16 protein-coding genes are annotated in these 13,017 nt (G+C 63.9%); 10 read left to right on the top strand and 6 right to left on the bottom strand.

The annotated features are described in order from the left end of the window. The first annotated feature begins 164 nt into the window (after positions 1–164). Positions 165–530: a DUF6301 family protein gene (locus ACWEKS_RS33590; RefSeq protein WP_452343818.1), complete on the top strand. Its 366-nt coding sequence runs from the start codon at positions 165–167 to the stop codon at positions 528–530. Further along, positions 494–718, top strand: coding sequence for a DUF6301 family protein (locus ACWEKS_RS33585; protein ID WP_452343817.1), 225 nt, complete (start codon positions 494–496; stop codon positions 716–718). Before ACWEKS_RS33590 ends, ACWEKS_RS33585 begins: the two co-directional genes overlap by 37 nt. 205 nt (positions 719–923) lie before the next feature. Here ACWEKS_RS33585 and ACWEKS_RS33580 read toward each other — a convergent pair whose 3' ends face one another. Then, entirely contained in the window at positions 924–1,577 is a 654-nt protein-coding gene (locus ACWEKS_RS33580) for a hypothetical protein (RefSeq protein WP_452343816.1), read from the bottom strand. Positions 1,578–1,627: 50 nt separating this feature from the next. On the opposite strand from ACWEKS_RS33580, the gene ACWEKS_RS33575 reads away from it, so the two are divergent. Then, a complete protein-coding gene (locus tag ACWEKS_RS33575; protein ID WP_452343815.1) occupies positions 1,628–2,191 on the top strand; it encodes a TetR/AcrR family transcriptional regulator in 564 nt (187 codons plus the stop codon). A 1,683-nt stretch (positions 2,192–3,874) separates the two neighbouring features. Further along, the gene (locus tag ACWEKS_RS33570) at positions 3,875–4,324 is read left to right on the top strand and encodes a nitroreductase/quinone reductase family protein (RefSeq protein WP_452343814.1); all 450 of its coding nucleotides are present in this window, start codon (positions 3,875–3,877) and stop codon (positions 4,322–4,324) included. 176 nt (positions 4,325–4,500) lie between these two features. Here the strand turns inward: ACWEKS_RS33570 and ACWEKS_RS33565 are convergent, their stop codons facing one another. Further along, complete coding sequence (locus tag ACWEKS_RS33565) at positions 4,501–4,884, bottom strand: hypothetical protein (protein ID WP_452343813.1); 384 nt, start codon at positions 4,882–4,884, stop codon at positions 4,501–4,503. On the opposite strand from ACWEKS_RS33565, the gene ACWEKS_RS33560 reads away from it, so the two are divergent. From ACWEKS_RS33560 to ACWEKS_RS33545, 4 genes are all read left to right on the top strand, one after another. Beyond that, a complete protein-coding gene (locus tag ACWEKS_RS33560; RefSeq protein ID WP_452343812.1) occupies positions 4,883–5,581 on the top strand; it encodes a LysE family translocator in 699 nt (232 codons plus the stop codon). The two genes, ACWEKS_RS33565 and ACWEKS_RS33560, sit on opposite strands and share 2 nt — an antisense overlap. Before the next feature lie 439 nt (positions 5,582–6,020). Continuing rightward, positions 6,021–6,167 carry a hypothetical protein gene (locus ACWEKS_RS33555; RefSeq protein ID WP_452343811.1) on the top strand — a complete coding sequence of 49 codons (147 nt, stop codon included), beginning with the start codon at positions 6,021–6,023 and terminating at the stop codon, positions 6,165–6,167. 128 nt (positions 6,168–6,295) lie between these two features. Further along, positions 6,296–6,766 (top strand): hypothetical protein, encoded by a 471-nt coding sequence (locus ACWEKS_RS33550; RefSeq protein WP_040863499.1) that lies wholly within the window; start codon positions 6,296–6,298, stop codon positions 6,764–6,766. Between the two features lie 594 nt (positions 6,767–7,360). Next, on the top strand, positions 7,361–8,176 hold the full coding sequence (locus tag ACWEKS_RS33545; RefSeq protein ID WP_452343810.1) for a class I SAM-dependent methyltransferase: 816 nt from the start codon (positions 7,361–7,363) through the stop codon (positions 8,174–8,176). A 746-nt stretch (positions 8,177–8,922) separates the two neighbouring features. On the opposite strand, the gene ACWEKS_RS33540 is transcribed toward ACWEKS_RS33545, so the two are convergent. Continuing rightward, complete coding sequence (locus ACWEKS_RS33540) at positions 8,923–9,636, bottom strand: cutinase family protein (RefSeq protein ID WP_452343809.1); 714 nt, start codon at positions 9,634–9,636, stop codon at positions 8,923–8,925. A 215-nt stretch (positions 9,637–9,851) separates the two neighbouring features. Beyond that, positions 9,852–10,169 carry a winged helix-turn-helix transcriptional regulator gene (locus ACWEKS_RS33535; protein WP_452343808.1) on the bottom strand — a complete coding sequence of 106 codons (318 nt, stop codon included), beginning with the start codon at positions 10,167–10,169 and terminating at the stop codon, positions 9,852–9,854. A gap of 145 nt (positions 10,170–10,314) precedes the next feature. On the opposite strand from ACWEKS_RS33535, the gene ACWEKS_RS33530 reads away from it, so the two are divergent. Together ACWEKS_RS33530 and ACWEKS_RS33525 are read left to right on the top strand one after the other, a co-directional pair. Beyond that, positions 10,315–11,154, top strand: coding sequence for an NAD(P)H-binding protein (locus ACWEKS_RS33530; protein WP_452343807.1), 840 nt, complete (start codon positions 10,315–10,317; stop codon positions 11,152–11,154). A gap of 386 nt (positions 11,155–11,540) precedes the next feature. Beyond that, positions 11,541–11,699, top strand: coding sequence for a hypothetical protein (locus ACWEKS_RS33525; protein ID WP_452343806.1), 159 nt, complete (start codon positions 11,541–11,543; stop codon positions 11,697–11,699). Positions 11,700–11,707: 8 nt separating this feature from the next. Here ACWEKS_RS33525 and ACWEKS_RS33520 read toward each other — a convergent pair whose 3' ends face one another. Together ACWEKS_RS33520 and ACWEKS_RS33515 are read right to left on the bottom strand one after the other, a co-directional pair. Further along, on the bottom strand, positions 11,708–12,043 hold the full coding sequence (locus tag ACWEKS_RS33520; RefSeq protein ID WP_452343805.1) for a VOC family protein: 336 nt from the start codon (positions 12,041–12,043) through the stop codon (positions 11,708–11,710). Between the two features lie 280 nt (positions 12,044–12,323). Next, positions 12,324–12,980 (bottom strand): hypothetical protein, encoded by a 657-nt coding sequence (locus ACWEKS_RS33515; protein WP_452343804.1) that lies wholly within the window; start codon positions 12,978–12,980, stop codon positions 12,324–12,326. Positions 12,981–13,017: the final 37 nt, after the last annotated feature.

Raw genomic sequence — 13,017 nt, 5'->3', positions numbered from 1 at the left:
ATGCTGGCGGGCAGCCGATTGACCGAGCATCCCACCGGGCACCTGGACCGAATCCTGGCCGGGACCCGGCCCTAACACCAGTCTTAAGTAGCCGATAACCGAGTGACATGTGCGGGTTGGGGGAAGATCAAAGGTAGAGAACATCTCGGCAGTCAGAGCCGGGCATGATCTGTGAAACGGGTCCGATCAGGGCAAGGCAGCGGACCCACTGCACAACAGAAAGCGCATGCCCCATGTATGTCGAGAGCGACAAAGTCGAGCACATCGTCTCCGTCGCAGCATCGTTCGATTGGACCTGGACCGCGGAGGACCTCCCCACACTCTGTGTTGCGCAAGGGTGGGAGGTCACCCGACGTACTGACAACGCCGCTGTACGCCGGACCGATCACATGGCGGACCGGCCCGAAGCATATTGGTGCGACTGGGACAAGGGCGGTATCCGTGACCTAATCATGGTCGTCACGGACAGGTCGACACGAACGGCGTTACGGCGATGGAGCGGTTACGCGACGAATTCGAGGATCTGGTAGTCCAGTTCACAGCTGTGCTGGGCCCGACACACGACGTTCAACGAGGGCCGGAGCCCAAGGCCCGCTGGGATCGGACGAACCTGATTGTCCGACTCTCCGCGCTAGGGGGTTACATCAACCTCCACCTGGTCAACCCCGCCTACCAGGAATGGCTGGATACCACCGAGGAGTCGTGGACATGCGAGTGAGCGCTGTAATAGCCGCATACCACGCTGACCGAACCGGCCAGCACGCGGCATCGGAAGATCAACTGGCCGTGCCGATCCGAGGCCGGCGGAACGTCCGCTACTGCCGATTACACAGCGTTCCGGACGTTCCTCGCGAGCGTGATGTCCAAGCGCTCATTCTCGGGAATCGCTGTCACGTCCCAAATTTGGGTATGGACCGGATCCCTCAGATCGTCCAGTTGATCGGGTAGTCGACGATCGGGTGGAAGGTCAGGGCGTCGAGCTGCTGGAATTCACCACGGGCGACGGTGACCATTTCGTGCAGCGAATACATCTGCACCGCATGGTCATTGGAGTCCCAGACGCTGATATTGGCGATCGCGCCCTCCGGCGACACGGCCGTATACCAGTGCAGGAGTCCCGGCAGTTGTTCGATGGCCGGGACCAGGTACTCGGCCTGCTTGATGGCCAGCGTCTCGACCTCGGCGAACCGGTCGGCGTCGAAGTTGCCGCGGGCGACATGGATGACCGCGGCGGCCGGCACCGATCCGGCGATGGTCCAGTTGATGGGGTAGTTAATGATCGGGCGTTCGAAATGGCCTCCGATCGCCTCCATTTCGCCGCGGGCCACAACGGCCATCAACTTCAGGTCGTCCATCTGCTTGGCGTGCGCCTCGGTGTCCCAGATGCTGATCTGCACCATCGAACCCTCAGGCGAGACGCCGGTGAACCAGGAGATGAGGCCCGGCAATTCTTTGATGGCCGGGACCAGGTAGTCCGCCTGCTTGGTGACCAGCGCGCTGAAGTCCGTGAACAGGCTCGGGTCGAAGGTGGCGCGTCCGACGCGGATCACCGCGCTCACCGGCAACGACTCCGTCATGATGGGTCCTTCCATCGATCAATTACGTTCCGATGTACTATCGCAATGTAATGAGCACCCCGCAACCGAAGGCCGGACGACCGAGGAAGCCGGCCCTGGACCAAGCGATCTTGGCGGCTGCCGCCCACTCGCTCGGCGAACTCGGCTACGCCCGCATGTCGCTGGAATCGGTCGCGGCCGCCGCGGGCACCACCACCCCCAGCCTGCGCCGCCGCTACCGAAACAAGGCGGAATTGGTTGCGGCGGTGATCGGTTCACTGCGGGTTGTGGAGCCACCCGCCGCCGCCGCGACCCCGCGCGCCCACGCCCTGGCGATCCTGGAGAACTTCCACGACAACCTGCGGGCCGGTCCCGCCATGGCCATTCTCGGCTCACTACTCGCCGAGGAAGGCCGCCACCCCGAACTGCTGGAATCGTTCAAGACCCGCATAGTCGAGCCGCGCCGCGCCCTGCTGCGAAAAGCCCTGACAATGGGCGATTTTCCCGAGTCCACCGATCTCGACGTCCTCACCGGCATGCTCATCGGCTCGTTCTACGGCAGCTACGTCACCCTGGCCGGCATTCCCGACGACTGGCCAGGCCGCGTGCTGAGCGCCATCTGGCCACCCGAATAGGCCAGCCTGCGAATGCCCGACCCACCCGGCATCCGGTCTCGGTGGAATGCGCAAGAACATCCGAGGCCTCGGCTGCCCCAATAGAACGACCTATTCTGCCGCATGTCGCGCTGACCGAAGCGGCCAGTGTGGTGCGGCGGAAGATCAACTGGCCGTGCGCATCCGGCGCAGGCCGAACGCACCGTAATGCCAAGTTCCGTGCGAAATGGGTCCTGCGATGGGCAGGCCATGCAAATGACGGGCGCTGGCCATGTGGCGACGATCGTTTGGTCAGACTCGCTGCGGCACAGAACATCTGCTACCGAAACCCGCCTGATTGGCGCAGCGTTCTGTTTCAGCGCGGTCTGTCGGTGCCAGCCGGTAGGACTTCGGGTGCGGGAGGCGGCGTCGCTGACGCGGTGGTATCTGCAGCGGGACCAGTTCCACCGGTGGGACTCCCTCGAGGATGCGTCCGCGTTCGATGCCGCGATGCGGGAGCGGTTCCCCGCTTATGCTGCGGAGAGATCCAACTAGCCACGGCGTGCGGGAGTCATTGCTGTACAAACCATCCGCCATTCCCGCATATCGCGCTGACCGAACCGGCCAGCGCGGGGCGCCGCCGGCCGGAACCTGTTGCGGTGCAGAACGTCCGCTACTGCCGAGTTGAGTGCATTACAGCCACTGCCGCACGCCGACTCCAGACAATCGGCGGCCCTTGGGATCCCACGCGCTCGGCGATCGCAATCGCGACGACCAGCCGCCCATCCGCTCGAAATTCCAAACCGGTCTGCCGTCTATCCGGTACCCCTCCTCGGGTAGGTGCTGGACGGCGGGCTACGGCTGGGAAGGGTCCAGTGTTGGCGTGATGTGGGGCCATGCCCAGCCCGGAAGGGTTGGGGCACGATCCTTTCGCGCTATCCGGAAGTTTTGTGAAATGAGCGTGCTTATGATTTGTCGGGTGGCCGTGTCGAACCCGCGCGTCGTCCCAGCGACCACGCAAGTGCCAACCAGTGAAAGAGCGCCTGTGTCTACATCACTTCGAAACACTGCCCTCCGTCGAGCGGCGGCCGTGACCGGCGGTGCTGTCACCGTTGCCATGGTCTGTCTCGCCGGCAGCACCGCCACCGCCGCAGCGGAGACGGGCTCGAGCGGCTCGGGGACGGGCTCAGCTTGGCTCACCCAGCCACAGCAAACCTGCAACGCCATGGATTGCGTGACGAGGCCCCCGCTTATCGATACGCTGACCACCGGTTCTGCCGCTCTGGCGTATGTGGGTACACGCATGGTCCTGTGCACACTCCTCGGCGGGGGCTGGAACACCACCCCGCAAGGCGGCTGTTCCGTCCCGACCGGGTCATACGGCGACGCGGGGAATCCCCTGATGAGCTAGCCGAACTCCTCAGGAATGGGCGGACGATCTCCCGCTCGGACTCGATCTCCGCGGCGTGCCAGAAACCGTTCTTCTTTCGACGAAACGCACTGTTCTGCCGCATACCGCGCTGACCGAACCGGCCAGCGCGGGGCATCGAAAGATCAACTAGCCGTGCGGATCCGACGCCGGCAGAACGTCCGCTTGTGCCGAGTTGGTGGCATTTCGGAGGTCGGTAACGTCCGTAAGTTGCTTTCCGACAACAACTTCGGCTGGCGCGAATCCAGCCATGGGGTGGGCCCAGGATTCAGGACTGGGCGGGGAGGACAGGCGACGTGGATCAGGCAGCAGCCGATCTCAAACACAAGGTCAAACGGTTCAACAAAGTCATCGTGGCGCTACAGAGGGCAGGGATCGCCTTCGGGTCGATGTATCTGCTCACCGCGCCGGGACGCAAGAGCGGACAGCCGCGCACCGCGTCGATGGCCGTCGTGCCTATCGGCGGACAGCGCTACATCATTCAGGCCTACCCGCAGGCGGCCTGGGTGGCCAACGCGCGCACCGCCCAGACCGTGACGCTGAGCCGGGGACGACGTGCCGCTACGGTTCGCCTGGTGGAATTGCCTGTGGAGGAGCGCCGGCCGCTGCTTCGTGAGCATGTCGCGAACAGTCCAGCGCGAGTGGCGCAGCTGTTCGTCAGGAGCGGTCTCGCGGCGGAAGCCACCGCGGAGTCAGTTGCGGCCGTAGCGGATCGGATCGCAGTCTTTCGGGTCGAATCCGTCTGACAGCGCAACCAAGCAGGGCATCCGAGATCGCTACCGGCAACTCGGATGCACGCTCATGTCGCATACCGCGCTGACCGAACCGGCCAGCGCGGTACCGCCGGCGGCGAGATCGACGGCGGCCCAGAGATATCCGCTCATGCCGATGACCGAGCGGCTTTTGTTGCCCGAAGACCTCCTCAACTACCGGTGGACCATCGGTGCTCGATTGCCTGACGAGCCATCGTCCAGGCGGTTTCGAATTCTTCAGCCGTCATTTCGTCGAGGGCACTTCCCTCGACATCCCAATCGTCGGCGCTGCCCTCCGCGAGGACACCGTACTTGCCTTCGTATGCCTGAACTGCAGCAATGCCCCCGTCGTCTCGTGCGTGCATTACCTCCGCGAGCGATGCTGCCGTGACCGGCTCATCGTCAGCACCTCGAAGATCGACCTGCCGGTTCGGCCAGCCATCGTCATCGAGTTCGATCAGGAGCCAGATGTCCTCCACCGCGTAGTAGTCGCGAATCCACCGCATCCGACCAGTATTGCGGCCCCGGCCATTACCGAGGAAACGTACGGACATGCCGCATACCGCGCTGACCGAACCGGCCAACGTGGCATCTCGAAAGATCAACGGGTGGGGGTCATCTCGGGCGAGCGACCGGCCGCCGGCAGTGCGCGATCGTGCCGACGAGCGAGTGAAATCTGCACCGAATTCCAGTGTGGTGGCCAAATACGCTGTACCGGTGTTGCACTCATTGCTGTCCTTCGCTGTGGTCGCCGGCTTGCTCACCCTCGTTCCTGGTTTGGATACAGCGCTCGTGCTGCGGGCTGCCGTGAGTCGTGGTCGCCGCTACGCGTTCGCCTCTGCTGTCGGGATCGGGTGCGGCACGCTGGTATGGGGCGCGGCCGCAGCTGTAGGGGTCTCGGTCCTGCTCACAGCCTCGGAGCTGGCCTACACAGTGCTGCGGACTGCGGGCGCGATCTATCTGGTGTGGATGGGTATCGCCATGGTTCGCGATGGGCTTCGAGATCCCTCGAGACCCGAAGCCGCAGTGGACGATTCATCGCGGAGCGCGTTCGGTGCCTGGGTGCGCGGGCTGGGCACGAATCTGCTCAATCCGAAGGTCGGCGTGTTCTATGCCGCCATGCTGCCGCAGTTCTTGCCGGACGGAGTACCCCATCTGCTGATGGGCTGTGCTCTTGCGGTGATACACAACGTCGAGGGCATGTTGTGGTTCACTGTCATCATCAGCGCGCCAGGCGCCGCGAAGATTTGATTGAACCGAGAAACCGTACGACGTGCGATGGACACCGTCACGGGAGCCATTTTGGTTGGGTTCGGCCTGAAGTTGGCCACCAGTCACCGGTGACGCCCTGTTGTGCTCACTCTCGACGGTTGGTGGGTCGAGGAGAGCGGCGTCTGCTGGCACAAGGACTGGGACGAACACGTCCTACGAAGACGAGCCCGACTGCCCGATACCCCCAGGCGACAACGAGAACTACCTGGCGGCGCTGCCCGAAGACGCAGTGCCTGTGCGGGTCTATTGCCACGGCTGACAACGCAATCATCTGCCGCTGACCGCACTGACCGAACGGGCGGGCGAAGGTCAACCGGCCGCGCCGATCCGAGGCCGAGCCGAACGCACCGTCGCTCCCTCGGCAATTCGTCTTCTTCGGTATCTGGTCGGCGAACTGGCCTGCGGCGCGCCGCAGCCGGTGAACGTCACCGCCGCCCAGCGCTACGCCACCAACGGGACCACCGGCTTCTTCGAGGGCGCCACGCCCAGGGCCGACTCTGTGGAGGCCGCTCCCGGCGTCCAGGCGCTCGCGGCGCATGAAGAAGCCGCTATGACGCGCATGTGAAGCGCAGGGACATATTGAAGTATAGGCTTTTCAATTTGTATGCGCGGGGCCTCGCTACGCGGTTACCGTCGGAGCGGCACTCAGGTGCCGGCAACGACTACTCCAACGGGAAAGTACAGATGAGGCAAATGAGTTGGGCCGCCGTCACGGTGGCCATGCTGGCGATACCGGTCGTCGCGGCGGCATCGGCGTCGGCCACGGTCGACAATGTGAATCTGACGCAGGTCGACACCGGCATCGGCGGATGTGAAGGGGCAGGCAATACCTGCACGATATTGGTGACCACCAGCGGCGCGGACGCCCTGGCACCGGTCACGGTCACCTTGGACGGGCAGAACGTCGGCACCTTCACCCCGCAAGCCGGATCCACGGCCGGCACCGGGATCATCCAGTACGTCTATCGCTCGAAGCTTCCCGAAGGCGTCTATAGCCTCACCGCCACGCAGGGCTCGTCGACCAAGTCCATGACGGTGCAGAACTGCGGCAGCCAGCCGACCGGCAGCTCCAGCGCCTCGGCCCAGTGCACCGGAAACGATATTCTCGGCGCTCTGATGATGCCGCTGATCATCCTCACCGGCTCCGGGCACACGCAACTCTGACGACCAGTTGGGACAGTGGGTCGGTCGACGGTACGGAGTGCAGTGGTCGACGGCCCCCAGGCACACAAAGTGAATCGAACGCCGTTACGCAGCAATGGTTTTTGGCCTATCGGCGAGGTCGATCTTCTTCATCGACTCCAGTGTGCACGCAAATGACACGAAAACGGCCGGTCATCGCAACACCTGCGATGACCGGCCGCTTCCTGTGGTTCCAGCTGGATCGAACCAGCGACCATGTGACGGAGGTCGGATCTGGCCTTTCGCTCCACTTTCGGTGCCTCTGAGTCAGGAAACTGCTTGAAACCACTCGAGAATGGAGCAACAGGCCAGTCCGCCGCCATAGGCCGGCCGCCAGGCAGCTCCCGAACGCGCCGTCATGCCGCGTGGCGAGCGGTTCGAACCGGCCAGCGCGGTCCTGTGGAAGATCAACGGCCCGAGACAACTCGGGCCGTTCCTGTGTCCGCACATGCCGATGTGCGGAAGTTCCGAAGTCCCTCGTTCGAAGTTGTTCTAGCAGTGTGGATTCGATCACTTGACGCTGGAGAAGGCGGGTAAACAACCCTCGGCTCATGACGCCGGGCTTAGCGTCTGGGCATGAGCTGGTCTTCACCGATTTCCTCGCCGGGTGACCCGTACTACTCGCTGCCGAATGAATGGGATTTCGCTGACGAACGCCTTGCCCTGCTCGGCGCGGCCTATGACTCAGCAAGTATCGCGCTCGCGCGACGGCTGGGTGTGCGTGCAGGATGGCGGTGTCTGGAAGCCGGAGCGGGCGGCGGGTCCTTTGCACGATGGCTGTGTAGTGCCGCACTGCCCGGCGGCCGAGTGCTCGCGGTCGATGCCGACCCTCGTCACCTCACCGACCTACCCGGCCGCGGCGGCGAAGTCGCCCAGCTCGACCTTGTCGCCGACGACCTCCCTGAACGCGCATTCGATTTCGTCCACACTCGATTCGTACTGCTGCACATTGCCGACAGAGACATCGTTTTGGAGCGACTGGCCCGAGCGTTGGCGCCCGGCGGCGTTCTCATGCTCGAGGAGGGCGATGGGCTCGGTGTACTCGATGAAATGCCAGGTGCGTTCGGCGAAGTCTGGCGCGCCTTCGCACGCTCGACCGAAATCGCGGGTGCGAGTCAATCGTGGGCACGGAACCTTCCTGCGATGTTGGAGGCACTCGGGCTCGTCGATGTTCATGCCGAGGCGGATATCCCGATGTTTCGCGGAGGCTCACCGATGGCGCGCATGTGGAACCTGACCTGGGAGCAGGCCCACAACACCTTGGTGACTCTTGGTGTCCACCCCGAGGTGATTGCCGCTGCGCAGGCCGAGCTGCAAGACGAACAGCGATGGCTCTACGCCCCACCCACAGTCCGTGCATGGGCCCGCCGAGACGACATACCCGATCTGTGAGACGGTCCGTCCACTATTTCCGCATACCGCGCTGACTGAACCGGCCAGCGCAGGCCGTCGACGGAGAGCTCGCCCCACAGCGAAGGAACGTCTGCTACTGCCGAATGCCGTGCATCAAGGGATCCGGGTTTCAGATCCGGTCGGCAGGATCCGGCGCTGGTATCGGTGGCAGGCGCTTGTCGTTGGCATGCCAGCGGATGTCACCACCGATGTGGTGCCCGGCGCCAATCACTGGGTCCTGGAGGAGAATCCGGCCTATGTACTCAACAGCGCGCGGACCTTCCTGACGCACTGACGCATACACTCGAGGTCGGTTGGTGCCATCAGATCGACTTCGCGACGGTGTACATCAGCGAGGGGTCGGCATGATTCTTCACCCGGCCGGCACCGAGGGCAGAGGCGGACTTCTGCCGACCGGGCCCTCAGCGGCGGTCGATCAGCAGGACTGAACGCACTGATCTGCTGCATGGCGCGCTGACCGAACCGGCCAGCGCGGCACCTCGGAAGATCAACGGGCCGCAGGCATCCCGGGCGGCTGACAAACCGCCGGCAGTGCACGCTATTGCCGAGTGGAGTACGTTTCGTGGTTCGGCTGGACATCCACAGCAGTCAGAGTCTGGTTGCAGTACCGTGCTCGTTCCCGACGCAGAGGACGACCCCATGACCGATGCGGCATCCACCCACCACATACTCACGACCCATGGACGGCCCTCGGCAGCCGCCGGGCCGGGCCGCAGAAGGGGACGTTACGAGTCGAGCTGCTCGCGGACGAATGCCGCCGCCTGGTCCCGGTAGTCGTTGACGAAGTATGCGAAATGCCCAGGACTCAAGGCATTTCCGAACCCGGCGGCCGGATCGCCGCCCTGGCAGACGCGGTCGGCGGCATCGCAGTATGAGCGCACACGGCCGGTGAATTCGCCGAGGGCGCCGACGGGCAGCGCGGCGAAGCCCGACAAGGCGGGATCGTAGTTGCCGCGGTCGAAGGGGTCGGCGCCGTTGAACAGCGGACTGCCGAACAGGGCGATCGCGTCGATCTGCGCGGCGGCCTGGTCGGTCAACGCGGTTCGCGTGTTAAGCGTGTTGCCGATGACGCGGCTGCCCTGTGAGTAGCCGAGGAGGACGAGCTGCTGATTCGGGCATTCGGCCGCGGCCTCGTTCAACAGTGCCGTCAGGTTCTCCACTCCACGCCCGGGGCTGTCCGGGGCCGTCGAGGCGGGATACTCGAGTTCGGTCACAGTGGTGCTGCGGCCGGATTCCTGGGCGATCCGCCTGGCCGGCGGGGTCAGCAGCAGGCTGCCGGTCTGCGGTTCCAGCGTGCCACGCACGGTGACGACGCGGACCTCCGCGCAGCCGCTGGTACTGGGAGAGGGCTCAGCGGACGCGATCGGGAGAACCGGCAACGCGAGTGCCGCGGCGACGGTCGCGGTCGCGCACAGCAGGATTCGAGATCGTTCACGCATGTGCCCAATGTATTGGGGCCAGCGGCCACAGCGCCAGCTACCGCCCGCCAGTTGAGAAAACGGCCCGACCGTCACCCGCTGACCGGCGAGATCCGCCGCTCCGGCCGCGGCGTCCGGCTGGCTCTAGAGAACTCGAGTGCACGCTCGTGCCGATGAGCGAGTGAACGGGAGTTGCCGTGGCGAACGTCGACAGCTCACGCCCGGCGGCTAGCTGGTCACATGTTGCGTAGGTCGTATGCCTGTCGCGCAGCGGTTACATCCGTGGCGTGGAGGCGAACCCACGCCAGGAAAGGGCGTAACGACTCTGTGAGGCTGTACCCGAGTTCTGTGAGTTCGTAGCTCACCTGCGGCGGCGTGGTGGTGGATTCCACGGTACGGAGTACGAGTCCGTCACGAATCTGGATCCGCAGCGTTTGCGACAGCATCTTGTCGCTGATGCGGTCAATCGCGGCGTGCAGCTCCGAGAACCGTAATGGCCCATCCTGCAGAGCATTCAGAATGTGGCCTCCCCATCGACTGGTGACGTCGACCACCTCGCGCGCCGAGCATTCGATGTTAGATACGTCACCAGACTCTGATCCACCAGCACCGGGGACCTGTGACCGTACCTCCATATCGGCAGCTTACCTACAGGTAGGTACCTACTCAGCGCGAGTTTGCGGACCTACTCTTCCGGCCATGTTGACAGTCGTTTTCGGGGCCAGCGGCAACATCGGCCACCATGTCGCGGCAGGATTGAATTCCGCTGGCGCACCGGTTCGTTTGACCAGCCGCGACCCTCGCAGGGCATCGCTCCCGCACGCAGCCGACGTGGTCGCTGCCGACCTGGACCGCCCCGAAACCTTGCAAGCCGCGCTCGACGGCGCTCGCAGAGTATTCCTCTACGCCAACCCAACTGGGATCGACGGCTTCGTGGCAGCCGCCGAATCCGCTGGCGTACAACACGTCGTCCTGCTCTCCTCGATCGCCGCCAGGGACCTCGACCCCGCCTCCAACCCCACCGCATGGGTGCACGCGCGGGTCGAATCCGCGCTCGAGGCATCGAATCTGGCTTGGACGTTCATTCGACCCGGGATGTTCGCCACCAACACACTGTGGTCGTGGCAGCGGCCCATCCGCGAAATGGATGCCGTCCGGCTGCCATATCCAGACGCGCAGACCGCACCCGTCCACGAAAAGGACGTGGCTGCACTCGCAGTGGCCGCCCTGCTCGACCCAATTCATCGCGGCCGCGCCTATGTCGTCACAGGGCCCGAAACGCTCACCCTGCGTCGCCAAGTGCAGCACATCGGTGAGGCCCTCGGTCGAGACATCCAGATCGAGGAATCCTCCGTGGAGCAAACACATGCGGAACTCGTCAGGACCGTTCCGCCTTTCGTCGCGGACGCCATTCTCGACGGATGGAAGACCGCAGCCGAGACACTGCCGCCGGCCAGTTCCCCCATCACGAATGTCCTCGGTAGCCCTGCACGGTCTTTCGCGCAATGGGCAACCGACCACGCCGCGGACTTCCGTTGAGCCACCGAACACCGCTGAGCGATCGAACATCCTCAATTGCCGCGACCCGAGCGGTTCGATGCGTCCACGGCCACCGCCGGCGACCGCACTGAACTGCCGATGAGTACATCCACTCGATGCAGGCCTGATGTCCGGTCATGCCGCACCCGCGTTGAGCTGACCGGCTGGCGCGGAGTCAGCAGGGCGATCCAGCGACGAGCATGCATTGCTGCGGTCGAACGCCGAGTCGGCGGCGAAGCTACAGTTGTGAGAATCACTGCGGTGCAAGCACTCCCGGTGCTGGAGATGGTTGCGGCGGAGCCGATCGAGAGTGATCATTGCAAGGGGATCGCGGACGCGGTTCCGCGAATGTGGCAGCCGGACCGGTTGCCCTGGGGGGAGACGAAATGATCACCGGCGTTGTGCTCGTAGTGATTGCGGCCGCACTTGTGGCATTGACGTGGCGGGCTGTATCCGCCGCCAAAAGCCAACAGCCACAACAGCTCAACCGCGAAGATGGCGCTGCCACCACTGCGCACACCTGGGTGTGGAGCTGGATTCGCTGATCGGGCCGTCAAGCGATTTCCTCGGCCAGGCCAACGATGATGTCCTCGGGGCTGCAGACGTAGCAGAGGCGGAAGATCTGTTCATATTGCTCCAGTTCGGCGCCGTGAGTGCGCAGGAGGGCGAGGACGTCATCGATATCGTCGACGACGAACATGATGCGGCGGATGCCCAGGGTGTTCGTCGGGGCGGGTTTCGGGTCGGGAGTGACGGTCTTGGGCGTGTGGAACTTCGCCAGTCCGATCTTGTCGGGGAGATCCACGATTCGTGGCATGACGACTTCGTGGCGGACGTCATCGAGGCAGATGATGCGTTCCACCCCGTGGCCCTCGATCGGCCCCTGCACTCCGATTCCATGGATGCCTCAACAAACCAGAGGTTCTCGCCTGGTTCCGCGCTGCCCTGGACGCTATCTACGCGGCGCTGGAAGGGACCAGCCATGCATCGTGATCGACGGAGAAGTTCTCGACGAGTACACATTCGATGAACCCGACAACATAGTCCGGCCGTTGCTGGAATGTCCGAGGAACTACAGGCACATCAGTTCATAAAGCATGTAAGGAACGTCCGCTACTGCCGCATGCCGCGCTGCTGCTGCAGCAGGGCGAGCGAGATGAGTGGTGGGCCTATGAAGAAGGATGCATCGGCGACGCCTGGGAATCGGCCCGATAGTTGTGACGCTGGGAGGGATCGGCGGCTTCGAGTCTTCTGAGCTGGCAGGCGATTGCAGCTTGTTCCTCTGATTGCGTACTGCTCGGGTGATGAATCCACCAGCCCGGCCCCCAGCGCAGCACTTTGCCGTACACCGTCAATACCAGGCCTCCATCGAAATCGGCTGCCGGAGTACGGATGTCGCGCACCAATGGATCAGGATCGAAACCACCCTCGAAACGGCCCTTCCCGGGCACATACCGCAGGACACGTTCGTCCCAGCAATCGAAAAACACCCATCGGCCGCCGTCGGCCGAGGCGTAGCACAGTACCCGCTTGCCTACACGCAAGCTCGGTGAGCCGAAAGCGGCCTCTACCTCACTGCAGCGGATGTCGCGATCGGCCACCCACTCCCGCACATTTTGCAACGGCAACCATTCGTCGGCAGTGAGCAAGCGGTCGGTGGGAAGGTAACCCAAACGGTGGTATTGCTCGGCATACACCGAGGCCACCTCCGCCGTGTGACTGTCCTTCACACCGAAGATCGCCGCGAACGGGCCGGCTACTCCACGTTTTCCGAAGCTACGCAACACCTCTCGGACTTGTTCGTATTCATCGTCACGTTCGTCCAAGTAGCAGAGATTTCGCAGTAGCTCACGGGCCACCGAC

This window comes from Nocardia sp. NPDC004711 (assembly GCF_053601595.1).
Note: the sequence above shows the minus strand (reverse complement) of the source record. Positions and strands in the feature narration are given on the sequence as shown.